The sequence below is a fragment of the Nocardia stercoris genome, from assembly GCF_003696265.1.
GTDB lineage: Bacteria > Actinomycetota > Actinomycetes > Mycobacteriales > Mycobacteriaceae > Nocardia > Nocardia stercoris.
In genome coordinates this window covers 16294-38855 of record NZ_RFFH01000023.1, presented here as the reverse complement: position 1 = coordinate 38855, position 22562 = coordinate 16294, and the positions used below count along the sequence as shown (strand labels likewise).

General features: G+C 67.8%; 21 protein-coding genes and 1 pseudogene. 16 read left to right on the top strand and 6 right to left on the bottom strand.

Annotated elements, in window-relative coordinates:
• Window positions 1–61: 61 nt before the first annotated feature.
• Window positions 62–1111 (bottom strand): thiolase domain-containing protein, encoded by a 1050-nt coding sequence (locus tag EBN03_RS30870; RefSeq protein ID WP_122191692.1) that lies wholly within the window; start codon window positions 1109–1111, stop codon window positions 62–64.
• Window positions 1112–1126: 15 nt separating this feature from the next.
• Window positions 1127–2050, bottom strand: a complete 924-nt coding sequence (locus tag EBN03_RS30865) for a Zn-ribbon domain-containing OB-fold protein (protein ID WP_122191749.1) — start codon at window positions 2048–2050, stop codon at window positions 1127–1129.
• 135 nt (window positions 2051–2185) lie between these two features.
• On the opposite strand from EBN03_RS30865, the gene EBN03_RS30860 reads away from it, so the two are divergent.
• The 3 genes from EBN03_RS30860 (at window position 2186) to EBN03_RS30850 (ending at window position 6140) form a co-directional block, all read left to right on the top strand.
• Complete coding sequence (locus tag EBN03_RS30860; protein ID WP_122191691.1) at window positions 2186–3223, top strand: LLM class F420-dependent oxidoreductase; 1038 nt, start codon at window positions 2186–2188, stop codon at window positions 3221–3223.
• Between the two features lie 137 nt (window positions 3224–3360).
• Entirely contained in the window at window positions 3361–5004 is a 1644-nt protein-coding gene (locus tag EBN03_RS30855; protein WP_122191690.1) for an acyl-CoA synthetase, read from the top strand.
• Window positions 5005–5123: 119 nt separating this feature from the next.
• A complete protein-coding gene (locus EBN03_RS30850) occupies window positions 5124–6140 on the top strand; it encodes a sigma-70 family RNA polymerase sigma factor (RefSeq protein WP_122191689.1) in 1017 nt (338 codons plus the stop codon).
• Window positions 6141–6199: 59 nt separating this feature from the next.
• Here EBN03_RS30850 and EBN03_RS30845 read toward each other — a convergent pair whose 3' ends face one another.
• Window positions 6200–7405, bottom strand: coding sequence for an FAD-dependent monooxygenase (locus tag EBN03_RS30845; RefSeq protein WP_122191688.1), 1206 nt, complete (start codon window positions 7403–7405; stop codon window positions 6200–6202).
• A gap of 119 nt (window positions 7406–7524) precedes the next feature.
• On the opposite strand from EBN03_RS30845, the pseudogene EBN03_RS35930 reads away from it, so the two are divergent.
• Window positions 7525–7806: pseudogene (locus EBN03_RS35930) on the top strand (TetR-like C-terminal domain-containing protein); the annotation flags it as partial.
• Between the two features lie 81 nt (window positions 7807–7887).
• Here the strand turns inward: EBN03_RS35930 and EBN03_RS30835 are convergent.
• From EBN03_RS30835 to EBN03_RS30825, 3 genes are all read right to left on the bottom strand, one after another.
• On the bottom strand, window positions 7888–8319 hold the full coding sequence (locus tag EBN03_RS30835; protein WP_122191687.1) for a VOC family protein: 432 nt from the start codon (window positions 8317–8319) through the stop codon (window positions 7888–7890).
• 162 nt (window positions 8320–8481) lie between these two features.
• Window positions 8482–9585, bottom strand: a complete 1104-nt coding sequence (locus tag EBN03_RS30830; protein ID WP_122191686.1) for an acyl-CoA dehydrogenase family protein — start codon at window positions 9583–9585, stop codon at window positions 8482–8484.
• Between the two features lie 22 nt (window positions 9586–9607).
• On the bottom strand, window positions 9608–10795 hold the full coding sequence (locus tag EBN03_RS30825; RefSeq protein ID WP_122191685.1) for an acyl-CoA dehydrogenase family protein: 1188 nt from the start codon (window positions 10793–10795) through the stop codon (window positions 9608–9610).
• A 128-nt stretch (window positions 10796–10923) separates the two neighbouring features.
• Between EBN03_RS30825 and EBN03_RS30820 the strand changes: the two genes are divergently transcribed.
• The 12 genes from EBN03_RS30820 to EBN03_RS30765 all read left to right on the top strand — a co-directional run bounded on the left by EBN03_RS30820 (window position 10924) and on the right by EBN03_RS30765 (window position 22549).
• Window positions 10924–11130 carry a ferredoxin gene (locus tag EBN03_RS30820; protein ID WP_122191684.1) on the top strand — a complete coding sequence of 69 codons (207 nt, stop codon included), beginning with the start codon at window positions 10924–10926 and terminating at the stop codon, window positions 11128–11130.
• Window positions 11131–11153: 23 nt separating this feature from the next.
• Complete coding sequence (locus EBN03_RS30815; protein WP_122191683.1) at window positions 11154–12062, top strand: 3-oxoacyl-ACP reductase; 909 nt, start codon at window positions 11154–11156, stop codon at window positions 12060–12062.
• 159 nt (window positions 12063–12221) lie between these two features.
• Entirely contained in the window at window positions 12222–12986 is a 765-nt protein-coding gene (locus tag EBN03_RS30810) for an MlaE family ABC transporter permease (protein ID WP_122191682.1), read from the top strand.
• Window positions 12986–13807, top strand: a complete 822-nt coding sequence (locus tag EBN03_RS30805) for an MlaE family ABC transporter permease (RefSeq protein WP_122191681.1) — start codon at window positions 12986–12988, stop codon at window positions 13805–13807. Before EBN03_RS30810 ends, EBN03_RS30805 begins: the two co-directional genes overlap by 1 nt.
• A 6-nt stretch (window positions 13808–13813) precedes the next feature.
• The gene (locus EBN03_RS30800) at window positions 13814–15028 is read left to right on the top strand and encodes an MCE family protein (protein ID WP_122191680.1); all 1215 of its coding nucleotides are present in this window, start codon (window positions 13814–13816) and stop codon (window positions 15026–15028) included.
• Between the two features lie 3 nt (window positions 15029–15031).
• Window positions 15032–16054 carry an MCE family protein gene (locus EBN03_RS30795; RefSeq protein ID WP_122191679.1) on the top strand — a complete coding sequence of 341 codons (1023 nt, stop codon included), beginning with the start codon at window positions 15032–15034 and terminating at the stop codon, window positions 16052–16054.
• Window positions 16051–17121, top strand: coding sequence for an MCE family protein (locus EBN03_RS30790; RefSeq protein WP_122191748.1), 1071 nt, complete (start codon window positions 16051–16053; stop codon window positions 17119–17121). The genes EBN03_RS30795 and EBN03_RS30790 overlap by 4 nt, the downstream gene beginning before the upstream one ends.
• A complete protein-coding gene (locus EBN03_RS30785; protein ID WP_122191678.1) occupies window positions 17118–18392 on the top strand; it encodes an MCE family protein in 1275 nt (424 codons plus the stop codon). The genes EBN03_RS30790 and EBN03_RS30785 overlap by 4 nt, the downstream gene beginning before the upstream one ends.
• A gap of 5 nt (window positions 18393–18397) precedes the next feature.
• Window positions 18398–19630, top strand: a complete 1233-nt coding sequence (locus EBN03_RS30780; RefSeq protein ID WP_122191747.1) for an MCE family protein — start codon at window positions 18398–18400, stop codon at window positions 19628–19630.
• Window positions 19627–21027, top strand: coding sequence for an MCE family protein (locus EBN03_RS30775; RefSeq protein WP_122191677.1), 1401 nt, complete (start codon window positions 19627–19629; stop codon window positions 21025–21027). The genes EBN03_RS30780 and EBN03_RS30775 overlap by 4 nt, the downstream gene beginning before the upstream one ends.
• Window positions 21024–21965: a hypothetical protein gene (locus EBN03_RS30770; RefSeq protein WP_122191676.1), complete on the top strand. Its 942-nt coding sequence runs from the start codon at window positions 21024–21026 to the stop codon at window positions 21963–21965. The genes EBN03_RS30775 and EBN03_RS30770 overlap by 4 nt, the downstream gene beginning before the upstream one ends.
• Window positions 21962–22549, top strand: coding sequence for a h domain protein (locus EBN03_RS30765; protein WP_233608754.1), 588 nt, complete (start codon window positions 21962–21964; stop codon window positions 22547–22549). Before EBN03_RS30770 ends, EBN03_RS30765 begins: the two co-directional genes overlap by 4 nt.
• The last annotated feature ends 13 nt before the right edge of the window (window positions 22550–22562 follow it).

Genomic DNA, 22562 nt, shown 5'->3' with positions numbered 1-22562 from the left:
CTGACGCTCGGCTCCGTCATGTGCCGGGCACGCTGGCTCATGATTCGCTCACTCCGTTCGCTCATGAGTTACTCCCACTGATCGAAGCCGACAGGGTTGCAACCAGATTCTGTTGCAGGGCAGGACCACTCGCCGCGTGCGCGATGGCACGCTCGGCGGAGCCGTCCATGATGGCGGTGGCCGCGTAACCGAGCCGCTCCAGACCGGCGGCGAACATCGGGTTCCCGGCCAGCGTGCCGCCCGACGGGTTGATCCGGGTGCGGTCGGTCAGGCCCAGGGCCTCCCGCAGGATCAGCAGCTCGTGGCTGTACTGCGCGTGCAGCTCGGCCACGTCGAACTCCGTGCTGCCGTCGCCGATCGCCGCCTTCGCGGCGGCCGCGGCCGACGGAGAGGTCGACAGGTCACGCGCGCCCAGCATCGGGGTGTCGATGCGGTGCGCGATACCGGTCAGCCAGGCCGGGCGCTCGCACAGCTCACGGGCCTTGTCACCGGCCGCCAGCACGATCGCGGCGGCACCGTCGGTGATCGGCGCGATGTCGTGCGCACGCAGCGGCTGCGCCACATACGGTGCGGCGAGACGGTTTTCGATCTCGGCGTCGTCGGCGGCGGTGACCGCGGCCAGGTCCCGCTCGGTCCAGCGGCCCGCCGCGAGACCGGCCGTGGCGGCCAGGCCGGCGATGGAATCGGCGTCCGGCCACAGCGGCGCGGTCAGGTACGGGTCGGTCTGCATGGTCAGTACCTGGCGCAGCGTGCCCGCCGAGGGCTTGCCGAAGCCGTACACCAGGGCGGTGTCCACCTGACCGGACCGGATCTTGACGTAGGCCTCGAACAGCGCCCAGGCCGCGTCCATCTCGACGTGCGACTCGTTGATCGGCGGCACGGCACCGATCGCGTCGATCGCGGAGATGAACGAGAAGGCCCGTCCGGCAAGGTAATCCGACGAGCCCGAGCACCAGAAGCCGATGTCGGAGTTGTCGATGTTCAAGTCCGCGTAGAGCTTACGGAAACAGGGGGCGAGCATCTCGACACCGTTGGTGGTGCCGAACGTCTCAGGCACATGCGGCGCATGCGCGAAGCCGACGATCGCGACGTCGGGGAAGTTGTCACTCAATGGAATCGCATCCTTCTAGAGGTGGCGCGCGAAAGTCGCGTAGTCGGCGTCCGGTTCCCCGCTCGGCGCGAAGTGGTCCAGGTTCTCCGCCGTGTGGCCCCACTCCTCGCGAGGCTTCCACACCGCCTTCACCCGCAGGCCCATGCGCACCTCGGCCGGGTCGATGCCCAGAACCCGGTGCAGCACAGGGATGTCCGCGCCGTCGAGCAGGACATAGGCGGCCACGTACGGCGGCTTCACCCGCTGACCCATGAAGGGCACGTTCACGATGCAGAACGTGGTGACGGTGCCGGTGTCGGGCAGTTCGACGAAGTCCTTCGTGGGCTGACCGTCGATCGGGTCCGCGCCACGCGGCGGGAAGTACACGTTGCCACCCGCCGAGCGGGCGCCCAGCAGCTTGCCCTCGGCCAGGCCGCGCAGATAGGTCGACTCCTCCGGGGAGGCGGTGTGCTTGTAGCGCAAGTCGATCGGCGTCACGATGCCGGTGACCGGTTCGGTGTCGGCGTCCGGGTTCGCTGGTGCCGCGACCGCGGTGTCACCGGGTTCGAAGCACGCGATGTCCTGGATCGAGCCCTTGCGCTCGGCGGCCCAGCGCACCCGCACCCGCATGCCCACGCTCAGCTCGTCCGGCGAGGCCACGTCGATCGCGTGCAGCAGGTCGGTGTCGGCGCCGTCGAGGCGGACCAGCACGTAGCCGAACGGACGGTCGAACGGCTGGCCGGGCAGCGGCCGCGCCACCCAGGACCACGAGCGCACCGTGCCGGTGGTCGCGACCTCGACGAAGTCGTCCAGCGGCGCGGCGGTCACCGGATCGTATTCCGACGGTGGCACGATGACCCGGCCGTCCGATCCGCGTACGCCCAGAATCTGCCCGGCCCGCAGGGCGGTCAGGAAGCGGCCGATGACCGGTCCGACCGAGCGGGTGTAGTCGAAGGCCATCCGTAGCTCGGCGGCGAGCACGTCCGGGCTGTCCGTCTCTACGGTCGCTACAGGCGTTTGTTTACCCGAATTCACGATTTCGAGTAGAACAGGTTCTTATTCTGGTGGCAAGAGCTGGCTCGGAAGGAGCATGAAGTGCGGTTAGGACTGCAACTCGGATATTGGGGTGCGCAACCGCCGCACGCCGCGGTGCCGATGATTCAGGAGGCCGAGTCGATCGGCTTCGACGCGGTGTTCACGGCCGAGTCGTGGGGGTCGGACGCCTTCACGCCGCTGGCCTGGTGGGGCTCGCAGACCCAGCGGGTGCGGCTGGGCACGGCGGTCGTCCAGCTGTCGGCGCGGACCGCGGCATCCACGGCCATGACGGCCCTGACGATGGATCACCTCAGCAACGGCCGGCACATTCTCGGGCTCGGCGTATCCGGCCCGCAGGTGGTGGAAGGCTGGTACGGCCAGCCGTTCGCCAAGCCGTTGCAGCGGACCCGGGAGTACGTCGGAGTCATCCGGAAGGTGCTCGCGCGCGAGGCTGCGGTGATCAACGACGGGGCGCAGATCCGGCTGCCCTACGACGGCCCCGGCGCGACCGGTCTCGGCAAGCCGCTCAAGTCGATCACCCATCCGCTGCGCGCTGACCTGCCCATTTGGCTCGGATCCGAGGGTCCGAAGAATGTGGCCATGACCGCCGAGATCGCCGACGGCTGGCTCGCCATCTACTACGCCCCGCGCCTGGCCGGGATGTACGACGAGTGGCTCGACGAGGGTTTCGCCCGCGAGGGCGCCCGCCGCAGCCGGGCCGACTTCGAGGTTGCCGCGCATTGTCCGGTGGTGATCACCGACGACCCGGCGACCGAGCTCGCGAAGCTCAAGCCGGCCACCGCGTGGTACATCGGCGGCATGGGCGCGCCGGGGATGAACTTCCACGAGCGGGTCTACCGGCGGATGGGCTACGACAGTGCGGTCGACGAGATCTCGTCGCTGTTCCAGGCCGGTAAGCGGGCCGAGGCGGTCGCCGCGGTGCCCGACGAGATGGTCGCCGAGTGCGCCATCGTGGGCAACCTCGAAGAGGTGCGCGCGGGCATCAAGCGCTGGGAGCAGGCGGGGGTCACCATGCTGCTGATCACCGTCCGGGATTTGGATCAATTGCGCCTTATGGCACCTCTTGTCGAGGGGTAGAACGCGTTCTAGCGCCGGTGGGCTCACGGGCCCTCCGGCGCTGCCGTGCGACTCGGCTGGGAAGCCCGCGCGACGAAAAGTTCGGGAACTTCTGTCATAACCTTGTGCGCAACGAGAACAGGTTCTAATTTTGACGCGTGGGTTACAACATCGCAGACCTTGTCGAACACGTCGTTGATCTCGTTCCGGACCGCGTGGCGATCGCCGGCGAAAACGGCCAGTGGACCTTCGCCGAACTGGAGGACCGGGCGAACCGGCTCGCGCACCTGCTGCGCAGCAACGGCGTCAAGCCCGGCGACAAGGTCGGCGTGTACGCACGCAACACCCCCGGCGCCGTCGAGGCCATGCTCGCCATCTTCAAGGCCAGGGCCGTGATGGTGAACGTGAACTACCGCTACGTCGAGGCGGAACTCCAATACCTCGTGGAGAACTCCGACATGGTGGCGCTCATCCACGAGCGCCGCTACAGCGACAAGGTCGCCAACGTGCGCCCGAAGACCCCGCACCTGAAGACCGTGCTGGTGGTCGAGGACGGCACCGACCTGCCGATCGGCGACTCGCTGGAATACGAAGCGGCCCTTGCCTCCTCGCACGGCGAGCGCGACTTCGAGACGCGTTCGCCTGACGACCTGTTCATGGTCTACACCGGCGGCACCACCGGCTTCCCCAAGGGCGTCGTGTGGCGGCACGAGGACGTGTGGCGCGTGCTCGGTGGCGGCATCAACTTCATCACCGGTGAGCGCATCGAGGACGAGTACCAGCAGTCCCGGGTCGGCGCGGAGAACCCGCAGCTGGTCCGGTACCCGATCCCGCCGATGATCCACGGCGGCTCGCAGTGGGCCACCTTCCACAGCCTCTTCGACGGCGGCAAGGTCGTCATGCTGCCCGAGTTCAGCGGGCACGGCGTCTGGCAGGCCGTCGACAACCACGGCGTCAACGTCCTGTTCATCACCGGTGACGCCATGGCCCGCCCGATGCTCGACGCGCTCATCGAGGGCAACCCGGAGACCGGCGAGCCCTACAAGCACACCAACCTGTGGTCGGTGGCCTCCAGCGCGGCCCTGTTCTCGCCGGCGCTGAAGGAGAAGTACCTCGAGCTGCTGCCGAACACGCTGATCACCGACTCGATCGGCTCCTCGGAAACCGGCTTCGGTGGCCTGTCGGTCGTGACCAAGGGCGGCTCCACCGGCGGTGGCCCGCGCGTCAAGATCGACGCCGCCACCAAGGTGATCACCGCCGAGGGCAAGCCGGTCGAGGCCGGTTCCGGCGAGATCGGCATGCTGGCCCGCACCGGCCACATCCCGCTCGGCTACTACAAGGACCCGGTCAAGACGGCCGAGACCTTCAAGGAGTTCGACGGCGTGCGCTACTCGATCCCGGGCGACTTCGCGCGGGTCGAGGAGGACGGCACGGTCACCATGCTCGGCCGCGGTTCGGTCAGCATCAACTCCGGTGGCGAGAAGATCTTCCCGGAGGAGGTCGAGGGTGCCCTCAAGGCGCACCCGGAGATCTTCGACGCCCTGGTCGTCGGCATGCCCGACGAGCGCTGGGGCCAGCGGGTGGTCGCCGTGGTGCAGTGTCGTGGCGAGGTCCGCCCGACCCTGGCCGACCTGCGGCCGATCCTCACCCAGACCATCGCGTCCTACAAGCAGCCGCGCAGCCTGTGGTTCGTCGACGAGATCAAGCGTTCGCCGGCCGGTAAGCCCGACTACCGCTGGGCCAAGGAGCACGCCGAGTCCCGCGACGCGGACGAGGACGCACCCGTCAGCAGCACGAAGTAGTCGCGCCGACCTCGAAGCCGGCCGGAACAGCCCACGACCTGGGCGTTCCGGCCGGCTTCGGCGTTCGCGGGGGAACGCGACCCTTCAAATCTGTCGGTGGGTCGTGTCATGGTGGACGCATGACGACGACGCGAACAGGCGGCTCGGGTGCGGACGCCGCGGTGCAGCAGTTCGAACCGCATCGGCGCGAGCTGTGCGCCTACGCCTACCGCATGCTCGGCTCCTCGTTCGAGGCCGAGGACGCGGTACAGGAGGCGTTCACCCGAGCGTGGAAGGCCTACGACTCGTTCGAGGGCCGGGCCAGCCTGCGCTCGTGGCTGTACAAGATCACGACCAATGTCTGTCTCGACATGCTCGACGGCCCGCAGCGCCGCGCCCGGCCGATGGATCTCAACGGCCCGTCCACGCCGGACTCCCCGCTGCCCCCACCGCAGCCGGACTACGTCTGGATCGAGCCGATCCCCGACGCGCTGGCCTTCGGCGCCGATCCGGCCGATCACGCCGCCACCAAGGACACGCTGCGCCTGGCCTTCGTGGCGGCCGTGCAGCATCTGCCGGCCACCCAGCGCGCGATCCTCATCATGCGCGAGGTGCTGCGCTTCTCCGCCAACGAGACCGCCGACATCCTCACCATGTCGCCTGCCTCGGTGAACAGTGCGCTGCAGCGCGCCCGGGCCACCATGTCGACCGTGCAGCCGGCCGAATCCGGCGGCTACGACGCCGCCGACGAGCGGCAGCGCGCCCTGGTGAGCGATTTCGTGCAAGCCTTCGAGGCCTACGACATGGACCGGCTGACCGCCTTGTTGAAACAGGATGTGGCGCTGTCCATGCCGCCGTTCGACCTGTGGATCTCGGGTCCGCAGAACGTGGCCCGGTTCATGACCACCGTGGGTTCGCAGTGCCGGGGCTCGCGCATGGTCCAGTTGCCCGGCGCCAACGGCTTGCCCGCGTTCGGGCACTACAAGCCGGGCCCGGAACCCGGTGTGCTGGAACCGTGGTCGATCACCGTCCTGGAACTCGACGGCGAGGTCATCACCGGGCTGAACTTCTTCCTCGACACCGAGCGGCTGTTCCCGCTGTTCGGGTTGGAGCCGCAGCTTCGGGTGAGCACGTCCGAGGGCGGGGCGGCCGGGTAGCCGACCGGGCCGCGCCGCCGCTGCGGCTTTCGTCGGCGGAGTTGATCTTTCGCCGCAGGTCAGTCGCAGGCCTTGGCGTCCCAGTCGACGCGGAAGCGGTGGACCGGGCCGAACATCTTCTCCGGCTGCAGGAAGGTGCGGGTGGCGATCGGCATCACCAGGCCGAAGAAGAACTTCGCGATCGAGCCGGAGGTCTTGCCGTTGTTGGTCTTGGCGGCCTGATCGGAGATGGCCTGCACGCGTTCCCGGCGCAGGCCCTCGTAGGCCGCGAATGCGGCTGTGGGGTCGGCGAAGTCGCGCAAGCAGCGGGCCAGCTCGACCGCTGACTCGATGGCCAGTGACGCGCCCTGGCCCGAGCTCGACGAGGGTGCGTGCACGGCGTCGCCCACGAGTACCAGCCGGTCGCGATACCAGTTGGGCACGTGCGGCATCCGTTCCATCGGGCCGGCCACCAGCATCTGCTCCACGCTGGTCTCGGCGAACAGCCGCTCGCCGGGAGTGTCCCCGACATGCGAGGCGCGCAGCTTCGCCAGCCACTCCGCGGCGGGCACGGCCTTGGCCTGCGCCAGCGTCATCGGCTCGGCCTGCGGGAAGTTGCTGAAGAAGGCGTCGCTGCCGTCGGGCTGCCGCCAGTAGCCGTAGAAGGACCGCTTGCCGAAGGCGAAGTGCATCGTATCGACATCGCCGGAAATGCCGGTGGCCGAGTCGAAGTCACCGAAGCCGAAGCTCATCAGGCCGGTGTACTCCGGGCCCGGTGCCGCCGGATCGACCAGCGTGCGAACGGTCGAGTGGATGCCGTCGGCGCCGATCAGGATGTCGCCCGCGGCGCTGCTGCCGTCGGCGAAGTGCGCGACGACGCCGTCGGCCCGCTCGTCGACCGAGACCAGACGCTTGCCGTGCTCGATCCGGATGCCCGACGCCACCGCCTGCTCGTAGAGCACCCGGAACAGTTCGGCGCGCGCGATCAGGCAGCTCGGCTCGAGTCCGGGCAGGGTGTCGACCCGCATCAGCTGCCGTCCGCTGCCGGTCTCCATGACCATGCTGTGCAGCGGCCGGCCCGCGGCGCGAACCGCCGCGGCGGCACCGACGATGTCCAGTGCGGCGAGTCCGTTCGGTGCCACGGTCAGCATGCCGCCCACGTCGGTGGCGGGCCCGTCGTACGCCTCGAACACCGTCGCCTCGATGCCCGCCCGCTGCAATGCCATTGCCGTCACCGGGCCCGCGATACCGCCGCCGATGATCAGTGCCTTCGTGATGCCGTCCATAGTCTCGCGCTCTCCGGGAGTAGTGGTCGCTGTGCTGCAATAGTCGCACACAAACTAGTTTCTCTGCAACTAGTTTGTGTGCGACTAAATGATCGACCCCCTGCGGGCCGTGTGCGAATGTGCCCGCAGCCCGGTGTGTTTCGGAAAATACGCTGCTCCCAGCGCTGAGGACCGGCTCTGCCGCAGCTCCGAAGCTGCGGCGGTCGACGCCGCATCATCGGAAGTGCTTCTGCGCCGACCGCCTCGAGCGCGAACGCCCGATCTTCGATCGAGCCGTCGCCCGCGCCGAACTACCGCACACCGCGGACCCGGCGCAGGTGATGGACCTGATCGCCGGCGCGCTGTGGTTCCGGATCCTGTTGCGCGGCAGCGCAGTCGAGCCGGCGGACGTCGACGGCATCGTCGATGCGGTGCTCGACGGAGTGACGCGCGCCCGACCGGCGACGCGGCCGCCCGAACGGTGCGCGTTCAGCCTCGTCGGCTCACGCGGATTCGCACACCACACCCGGTTGTGGCATGTAGAACGGTTCCCAATGGTGGCCGTCCGGGTCGATGAAGGTGCGGCCGTGCATGCCGACCGCGCGCTCCTGGCGGCGCTTGTCCTCGTCGACGTGTTCGGTGCCGCCGGACGCCAGGGCGGCGGTGACCAGCTGATCGACCTCGGCGGCGCTGCCGAGCAGCAGCGCGTAGAGCGATCCGGTGCCAGCGGCGCGGTCCGGAATCGGGCGGCCGGTGAAGCTCTCGAAGAACTTCGGCACCAGCAGCATCAGGCAGATGTTGTCGTCGACCACCACGCAGGCCGCGTTGTCGTCGGTGAACTGCTCGTTCACCGGCCAGCCCAGCGCCCGATAGAAACTCTTCGACCGGTCCAGATCCGCGACGGGAAGGTTCACGAAGATCATTTTGGTGGGCATGGCCGTCCTCTCGCTGCGCGGATGTACAAGGGTGCAGACGAGCAGAACCCCGTGAATTCATCGCTACAGATCCGATGAATGCACGGGGTTCGCCTCAGCCGTCGCAGCGCTCAGGTGTGTCCGTTCGCCGAGCGCGCGAGGCGAGTCTCAGTCGGCCGCAGATCAGCCGGCGGCCAGCACCGCTCCGATCCCGCGGAGCTGGTCGGTCGCGCCACCGAGCGCGAACTCGTTGGCCTTCGCGCTGGTGAAGTAGTTGTGCACCACGTGGTCCCGGTCGATACCGACACCACCGTGGACGTGGACCGCGGTGTGGGCGATCTCGTGGCCGGCCTTGGCGGCCCAGTACTTGGCGGTGTGGATCGCGGCGGTCGCGTCCAGGCCCTCGGCGACCCGCCACGCGGCCTCGGTGATGGTCAGGCGCAGGCCCTGCACGCTGATGTAGCCGTCGGCCAGCCGCTGCGCGACCGCCTGGAACGAGCCGATCTTGCGACCGAACTGCTCCCGCTCCCGGGCGTAGTCGGCGGTCAGTTCCAGAGCCCGCTCGACGACACCGAGCTGCACGGCGGCCAGGCCCAGCCAGGCCCGCTCGAACAGCCGGCGGACCAGCTCCGGGCCGACCGTGCCGACGAGTTCCGCTGCGGCGTTGTCGAATTCGAGCAGCTGCACCGGGGTGTGGTCGACGATCTCCTGCGCCTCGCCGCGTACCCCCGGCTGGGCCGGGTCGACCAGGAACAGCGCGACGTCGCCGCCGTCGGTGATCGTGGCCGGCACCAGGATCCGCGCGGCCTCGGCCGCATACGGGACGGTGGTCTTGACGCCGGTCAGGGCGTAACCGTCGCCGGCGGCGACCGCCTGGGTCGCGGGCTGCTCGGGTTCCCAGTTGCGGTCCTCGCTGAGCGCGACGGTCAGGATCACCTCGCCCGCGGCGGCCTTGGTGGCCCACTCCTGCTGGGCGCGGCTGCCGTGCGTCGCGAGCAGGTCGGCCGCGAGCGCGATCGACCACAGGTAGGGGACCGGGTTGGTGGCGCGGCCCAGTTCGCGCAGGATCGCGGTCTGCTCCTGCGCGCCGAAGTCGCTGCCGCCGACCGCTTCGGGCAGGGTCGCGGCCAGCACGCCCGTCTCGGCCAGTGCCTTCCACAGCTGCGGGTCGAAGCGGTTCTCGTCCTTGTCCAGTTCCCGCAGCCGGTCCGCGGTGACCAGTTTGCCGCAGACCTCGCGGGTCAGGCCGCCCAGTTCCTGCTGGGCGTCGGTGGGGGTGAAGTCCATCAGTGGTTCCAGCTTTCGAAGGTCAGCGGGCGGCGGCCGGTTGGCGAAGGGCGGTCATGGCGATGATGTCGCGCTGGATTTCGTTGGTGCCGCCACCGAAGGTCAGGATGAGGGCGGCGCGGTGCATGCGCTCGAGCCGGCCGCGCAGCTGTGCGCCCGGGGTGCCCGCGCGCAGCGTCGCCTGCGGGCCGAGCACCTCCATGAGCTGCCGGTACGCCTCGGTCGCCAGTTCGGTGCCGAGCACCTTGCAGGCGGACGCGTCCCACGGCCGCGGGGCGCCGCCGGCGTCGGCCGACGAGGCGATTTCCCAGTTGAGCAGACGCAGGTAGGACACACCGGAGTGCACCTGGGCCAGCAGCAGCTGCACCCACTCCTGATCGATCACGCGCCGACCCTGCGCGTCTCGGGTGTTTCGTGCCCATTCCGTGGTCTGCTCGAGGGCATGCAGCAGCGGTCCCGCCGAGGTCAGCGCCACGCGTTCGTGGTTGAGCTGGTTGGTGATCAGCGACCAGCCGCCGTGCTCCGGGCCGACCAGCGCCTCCGCCGGGACGCGCACATCCTGGTAGTAGGTGGCGCTGGTGTCGACGCCGGGCATGGTGTGCACGGGCGTGTAGGAGAAGCCTTCGGCGGTCGCCGGCACGATGAACATGCTGATGCCCTTGTGCTTGCGGGCGTCGGGGTCGGTGCGGGCCGCCAGCCAGATGTAGTCGGCGTACTGGATGAGGCTGGTCCACATCTTCTGCCCGTTGATCACCCACTCGTCGCCGTCGCGGACCGCGCGGGTGCGCAGCGAGGCGAGGTCGGTGCCGGCGCCGGGCTCGGAGTAGCCGATGGAGAAGTGCAGTTCACCGGCGGCGATCTTGGGCAGGAAGAACTTCTTCTGCTCCTCGGTGCCGTAGTGCATGATCGTCGGCGCCACGGAGTTGATGGTGAGGAACGGGATCGGGACGCCCGCGGTGGCGGCCTCGTCGGTGAAGATCAGCTGGTCCATCACCGGTCGGTCCTGCCCGCCGTACTCGCGCGGCCAGGCCAGGGTCAGCCAGCCGTCGCGGCCGAGGTCCTTGACGATCTCGCGGTAGACGTCGCCGCGGCCGATCTCGCCACCCTTTGCGTCGAGTGCCTCGCGGCGCTCCGGGGTGATGAGCGCGGCGAAGTACTGGCGCAGTTCTGCGCGCAGGGCTTCCTGCTCGGCGGTGTAGGCGATGCGCATGGTTCCCCTCGCGTAGTTCGGCGGTCGCTTCGATCATTACACGAAAGAAGTGAAACTTGTTCCAGTATTAGTCTATGGGTCCACCCGAATCAGGGTTAGGCTCACGCTGAAGTGAGGAAGGAGCCAACATGAAGCTCAGTATCGATACCGACCGCTGCGAGGCGAACGCCGTCTGCGTCGGAATAGCCCCCGACATCTTCGAACTCGACGACCAGGACGTCCTGCACCTGACCCTCGTCGATGTCCCGGCCGATCGCCTGGACGACGTTCGCGAAGCCGTCGCGCAGTGCCCGCGGGCGGCGCTGGTGCTCGACGAATCCTCGCCGGATCAGTGAAACACGTTCTAGAATCGAGCCCCGTGAACCAGCAAAGCGAAACTGTCGAACGGTCCCTTGACGGCAAGGTGGCCCTCGTGACCGGGGCCGGCTCCGGACTCGGGCGCACCGAGGCCCTGGCGCTGGCCCGCGCCGGCGCCAACATCGTGGTCAACGACCTCTCCGGCGGCGACGCGGTGCTCGAGGAGATCCGGGCGCTCGGTGTCGGGGCCGAGTTCGTGGCCGGCAGCATCGCCGAACGGTCCACCGCCGACGCCATGATCGCCACCGCCGACGAGAAGTTCGGTTCGGTCGACATCGTCGTCAACAACGCGGGCATCACCCGGGACCGGATGCTGTTCAACCTCTCCGACGAGGACTGGGACGCGGTTCTGGCCGTACACCTGCGCGGACACTTCCTGCTCACCCGCAACGCCGCGGCGTACTGGCGGGCGGCATCGAAGAAGGCCGAGGCCCCGGTCTACGCGCGCCTGATCAACACCTCCTCCGAGGCCGGTCTGCTCGGCCCGGAAGGTCAGGCCAACTACGGTGCCGCCAAGGCCGGCATCACGGCGCTGACCCTCTCGGCCGCGCGTGGCCTGTCCCGTTTCGGCGTGAAGGCTAACGCGATCTGCCCGCGTGCCCGGACCGGCATGACGGCAGGCGTTTTCGCCGACGCACCCGAGGGTGATGTCGACCCGCTCGACCCCGAACATGTCGCACGCCTGGTCACCTTCCTGGCGTCGCCCGCTGCCGAGGCAGTCAGCGGTCAGGTGTTCGTGGTCTACGGGCCGATGGTGGCGCTGATGGCGGCCCCCGTGGTCGAGCAGCGCTTCGACGCGGAGGGCGCGGCCTGGTCCGACGCCGATCTGGCCGACACGCTCGGCAAGTACTTCGCGAACCGCGAGCCGGGGCGGACCTTCTCCGCCTCCTCGCTCAAAGATCTGGGCTGACCTGCTGTCCGGCTCGAGACGCCGAAATCCTCCAACTTTCGGGGGATTGATCTCGAGTCGGGCGCTTGGTACATATTGTCGGGCTGTGTCACACCCCACAGGGGTCACAGCGTGACGTCCAGCACAACCAATGCAGGGCAGGATTAGGGAGGTTCACTGGTGAACCCAGTCCTTGCAGTGCCACTACGGGCGGTCGGGGGGTTCTTCGAACTCATTGCCGATACCGCCAGAGCGACACTGCGCAGACCGGTACAGTTTCAAGAGTTCGTCGATCAATCCTGGTTCATCGCCGGGGTTTCGATCATGCCGACACTGTTGGTGGCGATCCCGTTCACCGTTCTGGTGTGCTTCACACTCAACATCCTGCTCCGCGAGTTCGGTGCGGCCGACCTGTCCGGTGCCGCAGCCGCTTTCGGCTCCGTCACCCAGGTCGGCCCGATCGTCACCGTGCTCATCGTGGCCGGCGCCGGAGCGACGGCCATCTGCGCCGACCTCGGCGCCCGCACGATCCGCGAAGAGATCGACGCCATGAAGGTGCTGGGTATCGACCCCATCGCCCGGCTCGTCGTCCCGCGGGTCGCCGCCTCGATGTTCGTGGCCGCCATGCTCAACGGCCTGGTCTCCACGATCGGCATCGTCGGCGGCTTCGCCTTCTCGGTCTTCCTCCAAGGCGTCAACCCCGGCTCCTTCGTCAACGGCATCACGCTGCTCGTCCACCTGCCCGACCTGGTGCTCTCCGAGATCAAGGCGACCCTGTTCGGCCTGATCGCCGGGCTCGTCGCCTGCTACCTGGGCCTGAACGTCAAGGGCGGGCCCAAGAGCGTCGGTGACGCGGTCAACCAGACCGTGGTGTTCTCCTTCATGGCGCTGTTCGTGGTGAACGTCGTGCTCACCGCCATCGAAGTCAAGCTGACGGTGCGGTGATGGCGAGAAAAGTGAAGCGGCGCCGGCCGGGCAAGCTGGACACCGCTGGTAAGCACGCGATCTTCTACGCCCGCACCGTCGCGGCCATGCCGCGCGTCATCGTGCACTATCGCAACGAAATGGTCCGGCTCATCGCCGAGATCAGCATGGGCTCCGGAGCATTGGCGATGATCGGTGGCACTGTTGTCATCGTGGGCTTCCTGACGCTGTTCACCGGTGGCACCATCGCGGTCCAGGGCTACAGCTCCCTGGGCAATATCGGTGTCGAGGCCCTCACCGGATTCTTCGCGGCGTTCATCAACGTCCGCATCGCCGCGCCGGTCATCTCCGGTATCGGCTTGGCCGCCACCATCGGTGCCGGTTCCACCGCCCAGCTCGGCGCGATGCGGGTCTCCGAGGAGATCGACGCGCTCGAGTCGATGGCGATCCGCGCGGTGCCGTACCTGGTCACCACCCGGGTGCTGGCCGGCATGATCGCGATCGTCCCGCTGTACGCGCTCGCGGTCATCGCGTCGTTCATCGCGAGCCGGTTCGCCACGGTGTCGATCTACGGCCAGTCGGCCGGTGTCTACGACCACTACTTCTCGACGTTCCTCATCCCGACCGACATCCTGTGGTCGTTCGCGCAGGCCATCCTGATGGCGTTGGCGGTCATGGCGATCCACACCTATTACGGCTATCACGCCGAGGGCGGGCCGGTCGGCGTGGGCGTGGCGGTCGGCCGCGCGGTGCGTTCGTCGCTGGTCGCGGTCGTCACCATCACCTTGCTCGTGTCCCTGGCCATCTACGGCCACTCCGGCAACTTCCATCTCTCCGGGTAGGCGGACATGGCAGCAGCAGCAGCGAAGAAGCTAGTAGACAAGAACACCGACGAGAGCAGGTGGGAATCCGGCTGGCGCGCCAAGACGGCCGGCGCCGGCCTCATCCTGGGGCTCGCCGGCGTGGTCGCCGTGGCGGGGACCATGTTCGCGGGCGGATTCGAGAGCACCGAGACGGTGTATGTCGAATCACCGCGCGCCGGACTGGTTCTCGACACCGACGCCAAGGTGAAGCTCCGCGGCGTCGAGATCGGGCGGGTCGAATCGGTGTCCTACACCGGTGACTCGGCGCGCCTGAAGCTGGCGATGAACCCCGACCAGATGCGGCTCGTCCCGGCCAACGCCGGCGTGAGCATCAACTCCACCACCGTGTTCGGCGCGAAGTACGTGAACTTCACCGTTCCGTCGCAGCCGTCCACGCAACACCTGCAGGCCGGCGACACCGTGCACGCGAACGCGGTCACGGTCGAATTCGACACGCTGTTCCAGCATCTGACCGATGTCCTGGGCAAGGTCGCGCCGGACAAGCTGAACGCGACGCTTACCGCCATCGGCACCGCACTGCAGGGCCGCGGCGACGAACTCGGTCAGCTGCTCGCCGACAGCGACACCTACCTGAAGGACATCATTCCCAGCCTGCCCGACCTGCAGCGGGATCTGGACACGACGGCCACGGTCGGCAACATCTACGCCGACGCGGCGCCGGACCTGCTGCGGACCACCTCGAACGCGTCCACCACATCCGGCACGCTCGTCGCGCACACCAGCGACTTCGACAACGTGCTGCTCAACCTCACCGGTCTGGCGAACACCGCCGGCGGGGTGCTGGGTGAGAACGAGAGCCAGCTGACCAGTGCGCTGAACCTGTTGCGGCCGACCACGAGTCTGCTCAACGAGTACAGCCCGGCGCTGAACTGCGTGGTCATGAGTATCGCCAGTCACGAAGAGGTCATGAACGACATCTTCGGTGGCAAGTTCGCCGGTGTCACCCTGAACGCCGGCATCATGCCCGGCGGAACTCCGTACAAGTACCCCGACGACCTGCCGAAGGTGAACGCCACCGGTGGTCCGCACTGCGAGGGCACCACCGATCGGGTGCCCGGCCAAAAGCCCAACTACCTGGTCACCGATACCTCGGAGGGCCATGTCTACACACCCGAACTCGCGCCGCACCTCAACAAGACGGTGTTCCAGCTGCTGTTCGCGGGAATGCCGGGGGTTTGATAGATGAAACTGCGATCCAGTTCGGTAAAACTGTCGATCTTCAGCGTGCTGATGGTCGCGATCATGTTCGGTCTCGGCGTGGTCTTCAGCCAGGTCCGATTCGCCTCGGAGAACACGTATCACGCGGTGTTCACCAGCGCGTCGGGAATGCTGCCCGGTTCCAAGGTCCGCATCGCCGGTGTGCCGGTCGGTTCGGTGTCACGGGTGACCGTCGGTCAGGATCATCTGGCGCACGTCGATTTCGACGTCGACCAGAAGTACCCGGTGTACCGCAGCACCCTGGCCGCCATCCGGTACGAGAACCTGGTCGGTGACCGGTATCTCGAGCTGGGTGAGGGCCCCGGCGACGCGCAGCGGCTGCGCGACGGCGGCACGCTGCCGCTCGACCACACCAAGCCCGCGCTCGACCTCGACCTGTTGCTCGGTGGTTTCAAGCCGCTGTTGCGCGGCCTCGACCCGACCCAGGTCAACGATCTGACCGCCGCACTGCTGCAGGTGTTCCAGGGTCAGGGCGGCACGCTGGTGACCCTGTTGAACAGCTCCGGCGAGTTCGGCAAGACCCTGGCCGACCGGGACGCGCTCATCGGCAGCGTGATCAACAACCTGCAGACCGTGCTGAGCACCATCGACGCGCACAACAGCGAATTCGACACCACGCTCACCGAATTGCAGCGCCTGATCAGCGGCCTGGCCGCGGACAAGGATCCGATCGGCGCGGCGCTGCCGCGGCTGGCCGGCGCGACCAGCGACCTGCAAGACCTGCTGAAGCAAGCCCGCCCGGACCTGCAGAACGACTTCGATCAGCTGGGCAAGCTGTCGACGAACCTCAACAACAACACCGACGACATCCAGTGGATCCTGGACCGTCTGCCCGACACGTACAAGAAGCTGACCCGTATCGGCTCCTACGGGTCGTTCCTGAACATGTACATCTGCGGCACCAACATCCTGGCGAACGCTCCGGATGGACAGGACATCGAGATCACCTTGCCGGGCTTGCAGACGACAGGGCGGTGTTCCGGATGATCGGCGAAGACTCCCGGCTGGCCCGGTACGGCACGGTCGGCCTGGTCGTCACCGCCGCCATCTCGATGACGGCACTGCAGTTCGACCAGCTGCCTTTCCTGCGCAGCGGCGCCGAGTTCACCGCCTACTTCGTGGACGCGGGCGGGCTGATGCCCGGCGACCCGGTCCATGTGGCGGGCGTGCGTTCGGGCAAGGTCGAGAAGATCTCGCTGGCCGGTTCGAACGTGCTGGTGACGTTCAATCTCGACGAGTCGATCACGCTCGGCAACCAGACCACCGCGGCCATCAAGGCCGACACCATGCTCGGCCGCAAGTCGCTCGAGGTGGTGCCCGGCGGGACCGGTGAACTGTTACGTGACGACACGATTCCGTTGGCGCGCACCATGGCTCCGTACTCGCTCACCGATGCCCTCGGTGATCTGAGCAACGACGTGGCGGGCATGGACACCGACAAGGTGAACCAGACTCTGGACGCGCTCTCGAGTGCGTTCGCCGACACCCCCGCGCCGCTGCGGTCGGCGCTCGACGGGGTGAGCGCGCTGTCGAAGAGTCTCAACACCCGAGACAAGGCGCTGTTGGACCTGCTCTCGCACGCGCAGAACGTCACCAAGGTGCTGGCCGATCGGTCCGATCAGCTCAACGCCCTGATCAACGACGGCGACAGCCTGCTCGGCGAGCTCGACAACCGCAAGGCCGCGATCAGCCAGCTGATCAGCGCGGTCGGCGAATTGGCCAGGCAGCTCAGCGGTTTCGTCACCGACAACGAGGCACAGCTCAAGCCCGACCTGGATCAGCTGAACCAGCTGCTGGGCCTGCTGCAGAAGAACAAGGAGCAGCTCGGCAAGGCGCTCGACGCGGTCGGCCCGTACGCGGCGGCCCTGGGTGAGGAGGTCGGCAGTGGCCCGTACTTCCAGGCCTACGTCTCCAACGCCAGCAGTCTCACCCTGCGGCCGCTCGTCGACTCGCTGGTGTGGCCGGATCACGTGCCCGATTCGTTCCGTGACTACCTCACCTCACCGCCGGGGGCGCCGAGGATCGACCCGATGGTTCAGGAGCCGCCCCGATGACGTACCTGCAGCGTATGCCCGACCTGCTGCGGTCGGGGTCCAAGAACAGATGGGTGCGGATCGCCGCCGCGGTCGTGGTGGTCGCGATCATCGGTACCCTCGCCGCCGGGAAGATCGCGGACATCGGCCGCAAGCACATCACCGCCTACTTCCCCAGCACGAAGGGCCTGTACGCCGGTGACGATGTACGCGTGCTCGGGGTGAACGTCGGCAAGATCGACTCGATCACGCCCGGTCCCGACCATGTGACCGTGAAGATGACCGTCGACCGCGGGGTGAACATCCCAGCGGACGCGAAGGCCGTGTCCATCTCGCCGTCGCTGGTGTCCGCGCGGTTCGTCCAGCTGGCGCCGGTGTACACCACCGGACCGAAGATGGGTGACCACGCCACGATTCCGATCGAGCGCACCGCGGTCCCGGTCGAGTGGGACGACATCAAGGCCGAGTTGACCAAACTGTCGACCGCGCTCGGCCCGGTCGGTAACGACCAGCAGGGTTCCTTCGGCAAGTTCGTGAACACCATGTCGGACAACCTCGGTAACGGAAACGCGCAGGCGATGCGCGACACGCTGCGCGAGCTGTCGAGCACGTTGAACACACTGTCCGACGGCCGGACCGACCTGTTCGCGACGGTCCGCAACCTGCAGCAGTTCGTGGACGTGCTGTCCAAGAGCAACGATCAGATCGTCCAGTTCGGTGGGCGTCTGGCATCGGTGTCGAAGGTGCTCGCCAGTGTCTCCGACGACCTGGGAACGGGCCTGGACAGCCTCGATGTCGCGGTGGCCGACATCAAGCGGTTCCTGGACGAACGTGGTGGCGCGCTGACCGAGAGCGTGCAGCGCCTCGCCGACGCCACCCAGGTGCTCGTCGACAAGCGCGGCGACCTGGAGCGGCTGCTGCACGCGGGCCCGACGGCGCTGGTGAACTTCTACCAGATCTACAAGCCGGCCCAGGGCACCCTGACCGGCGCGGTGGTCGGTGTGAACTTCGCGAACCCGGTCGCCTTCCTCTGCGGATCGGTCGAAGCTCTGGAGGCGAACGACTCGCAGAAAACCGCCGACCTGTGCAAGCAGTACCTGGGACCGGTCCTGGACACCATGCTGACGAACTACGCGCCGATCCTGCTGAACCCGGCCTCCGGCCAGCAGGCGTTCCCGAACCAGCTGACCTACAGCACGCCGGATGTCGCGTCGCGCGTGCAGATTCCGGGCGCACCGGCGAACTCCATGCCGAACGGCCTTGCCGGACTGGCCGTTCCGGGAGGTAACTGATGACCATGCGCCGAAAGAAGCTGGCCGGCACCGTACTCGGGCTGGCCATCGCGACCGGGGTTTCCGGCTGCCAGTTCGACGGGCTGAACAGCCTGCCGCTGCCCGGCACCCAGGGCACCGGCAAGGATGCCTGGCAGGTCAAGATCCAGATGCCGAATGTCACGACCCTGACCCGTAATTCGCCGGTCATGGTCGACGACGCCACCGTCGGAACGGTGACCGGTATCGACGTGGAGGGCTGGCACGCGCTGGTCACGGTCAGCCTGAACAAGGGTGTGTCGCTGCCCGCCAACGCGATCGCGCGGATCGGCCAGACCAGTCTGCTGGGCAGCCAGCACCTCGAACTGGCCGCGCCCACGGACGTCCCGCCGCAGGGGCAGCTGCACGGCGGCGACCTGATCCCGCTGGACCGGGCCGGCACCTACCCGACGACCGAGCAGACGCTGTCGTCACTGTCGGTGGTGCTCAACGGCGGTGGTCTCGGACAGGTGGAGACGATCACCCACGAACTGAACGCCACCTTCAAAGGCCGGGCCGACGCGATCAAGGATCTGCTGCCGGAACTGGCCCAGCTGACCACGACGCTGGACGGTCAGACCAGCGACATCATCTCGGCCATGAGTGGACTGGACCGGCTGTCGGGCACCCTCGCCCAGCAGAAGGACGATGTGACCAAGGCGATCACGGAAATCCACCCGGCCCTGACCGTGCTGGCCGACCGGCGCGAGGCCATCACCAAGGCGCTGTCCTCGCTCGGTGACATGAGCGCGGTGGTGCAGCGTGTCCTCGACACCGAGGGTGCCGACCTGAAGGCCGAACTCGCCGATCTCGGCCCGATCCTGAAGTCGTTGGCGGACACGGGGAACAACCTCGCGATCGCGTTGCAGATGTTGCTCACGTTCCCGTTCCCGATGAAGGGTATCGACCGGGCCATCAAGGGCGACTACATGAATCTGCTCATCACCTACGACATCCGGGCCGAGCGCAACGATTCCAACTTCCTCACCGGCACCCCGCTGGGCGGGCGCTTCGGTGGTGTCGAAGGCGCGCTGGGCACGTTCGCCGGCACCGGCGAGGGCAAGGGCGACCCGATCAACGGTCCGTTGCAGAACCCGCCGCCGGGCGCGACCACACCGGCACCCACCCCCAGCATTCCCGGCCTGCCGCCGATTCCGGGGCTGCCCGCCATTCCGGGTCTGACGGTTCCCGGTGCGCCGCAAGGAGGTCCGGGCCAGTGAGACTCACTCGGTTCGTTCGAGGACAACTGATCATCTTCTCGATCCTGACCGTGATCGGCATGGTCGTGATGGCGGGCAGCTACGTGCACCTGCCGGCCATGCTGGGGATCGGGCGTTACACGGTGACCGTGAAACTGCAGGCGACCGGCGGGCTGTACCCGACCGCGAACGTGTCCTACCGCGGCACCGACATCGGCAAGGTCACCGATGTCAAGCTGACCCCCGACGGGGTCGACGCGGTGCTGTCGCTGGGCACCGACCACAAGGTGCCCAAGGACGTCGACGCCTACGTGCGCAGTGTGTCGGCCATCGGTGAGCAGTACATCGACCTGGTGCCGAACTCGAACGCGGGCGGGACCCTGCGCGACGGCGCGGTGATCCCGGTCGAGCACACCAAGCTGCCGCAGGATGTCGGCGACATGCTCAACCAGGCCGACCGGCTGCTGTCCAGCATCGCCGACACCAAGTTGCGCGAACTGATCGACGAAGCGTTCGTGGCGTTCAACGGCGCCGGCCCGGACCTGCAGAAGTTCATCGACTCGGCGTCACTGCTGGTCCAGGAGGCCAAGAAGAACACGGATTCGACCAAGGACCTGCTGGCCCAGGTCGGGCCGCTGCTGGACACCCAGGTGACCAGCCAGGACGACATCCGTTCCTGGACAAGGGATCTGGCGACGGTCACCGATCAGCTGCGCCAGCACGACCCGTCGCTCGGGCAGTTGCTGCAGCGGACGCCGAGTGCCGCGGCCAAGGCCCAGGATTTCTTCCAGGACCTGAAGCCGACCCTCCCGCTGCTGCTGTCGAACATGGTCAGCGTCGGTCAGGTCGGGGTCACCTACCACGCCGGGCTCGAGCAGATCCTGGTGGTGTTCCCGCCCTTGATGGCGGGACTGCTGCAGGCGGCCAGTGGCCCGGAACGGTACGGCGCGTACGTCGACTTCATGCTCGGACTCGGCGATCCGCCGCCGTGCATGACCGGCTTCCTGCCCCCTGACCAGTGGCGTTCCCCGAAGGACCAGTCCATCCCCGACACCCCATCCGTATACTGCAAGGTGCCGCAGGACGCGCCGGAGGCGGTCCGCGGTATCCGCAACACGCCGTGTGCGGATGTCCCGGGCAAGCGAGCTCCCACCCCGGAGCTGTGCCACGATCCCAACGGATACGTGCCCCAGGGCACCAACCCTCCGTACGGTCCGCCGCAGCCGGTCAGCCCCGCTGGTCAGCCGGTGCCGGGCCCCGGTGCGCAACCCGCGTCGTTCACCGGTCATCTGGATCCAGGGACGGGCACCTTCACGGGCCCGGACGGAAATACATATCGACAAGGCGATGTCGCGGCGAACGGTTCCGGCAAGGTTCCGTCCAGCTGGCAGGCGATGTTCGAGGAGCAACAGGGATGAATGACACCACGACGACCAACGGGCGGTCCCGCCGCCGCGCGAGCCGGGAAGCCGGTTCGCCGGTGGCGGACACGCCGTCCGATGCGACCGTCGTGGTGACTGCGGCGGGCGACGCGGGCACGCAGCCCGCGTCGCCGACCGTGAAGCTGGACATCGACGCGGCCCTCGCCGAGGACTCGGCGAAGTCGGAGTCGGCCGCCGCGCCGGCGAAGCAGGCTCCGGCCGAGGAGTCTGTGAAGACGGAGGCTGCCGAACCTGTCGACACAGTGGCGGATGCCGACGAGGCCGCCGCCAGCGCATCGGCTTCCGAGACGGTGAAGTCCGCTTCCGCCACCGGCAAGACGGCCGAGGCCGCTCCGGCCGACGACGATGTCACGGTGTCGGTCGTGGTTCCCGAACCGGCCGCCGCGCCCGCATCGACGAGCATGAGCACCACGAAGACCCGGCGCGGCCTGGGGTGGGGTGAGATCGCCGCGGTGGTGGCGATCGTGCTCGGCCTGGTCGGGCTCACCGTGTCCGGCGGCTACTACCTGCACATGCGCAGTGACGACGCGGCGCGGACCTCCCGCGACCAGACCTACGTGCAGACCGCGCGGCAGGCGGTGCTCAACCTGACCAACATCTCCGACGACACCGCCCCGGCGGACATCGACCGGGTGCTGGCGATCGCCTCCGGGCAGCTGAAGGAAGAGTATTCGCAGCGCAAGGACGCGTACGCCAAGGTCGTGCAGGACGCCAAGGTGAAGGCGACCGGCGAGGTCATCGAGGCCGCCATCGAGAGCGAGGACGACTCGTCGGCCCGGATCCTGGTGGCCGCCAAGCAGACGCTGACCAATGCCAGTGACCCGAAGCCGCAGGAGCGGTACTACCGTTTCCGCGTCACGGTGAACCGGGGCGACTCCGGTACCACCGCCTCGCAGGTGGAGTTCGTGGCATGAGCGACAACGTGAAAGAGCCCGAAGTGCCCGAAGTCGAACCCGTGACCGTGCTCGAGACCGGTACCGCGCCGGAGACCGCCGCCGCGACCCCGCCGAACCGTTCGAAGCGGCCGCTGATCCTGACCACGACCGCCGCGGTCCTGGTGGTCGTCGCCGCCGTGTGCGGTGGGCTGGTGTGGTGGAAGCACCACGAGGACTCGCAGCTCGCGAGCGCCCGCAAGGATTCGCTGACCGCGGCCCGCAAGACCGTGGAAGCGATGTTCACCTACGACTTCCACACCGTCGACACCGAGCTGCCCAAGGCCGGTGACGGCATGACCGCGAGCTTCCGCTCCGACTACAAGAAGCTGGTCGACGGCGCCATCGCCCCGGGCGCCAAGGAGAAGCAGCTCACCGTCCAGGCCACCTCCCAAGCCGCCGGCATCATCTCGGCGGACAACAACCGCGCGGTGGTCCTGCTGTACCTGAACCAGGTCACCACCAGCAAGGACAACCCGCAGAACACGGTCACGCCCAGCCGAGTCCGGGTCAACCTCGATCACGACAACGGCCGCTGGCTGGTCGCGGGAGTCACCCCGATCTGATTCTGGCCCGCCT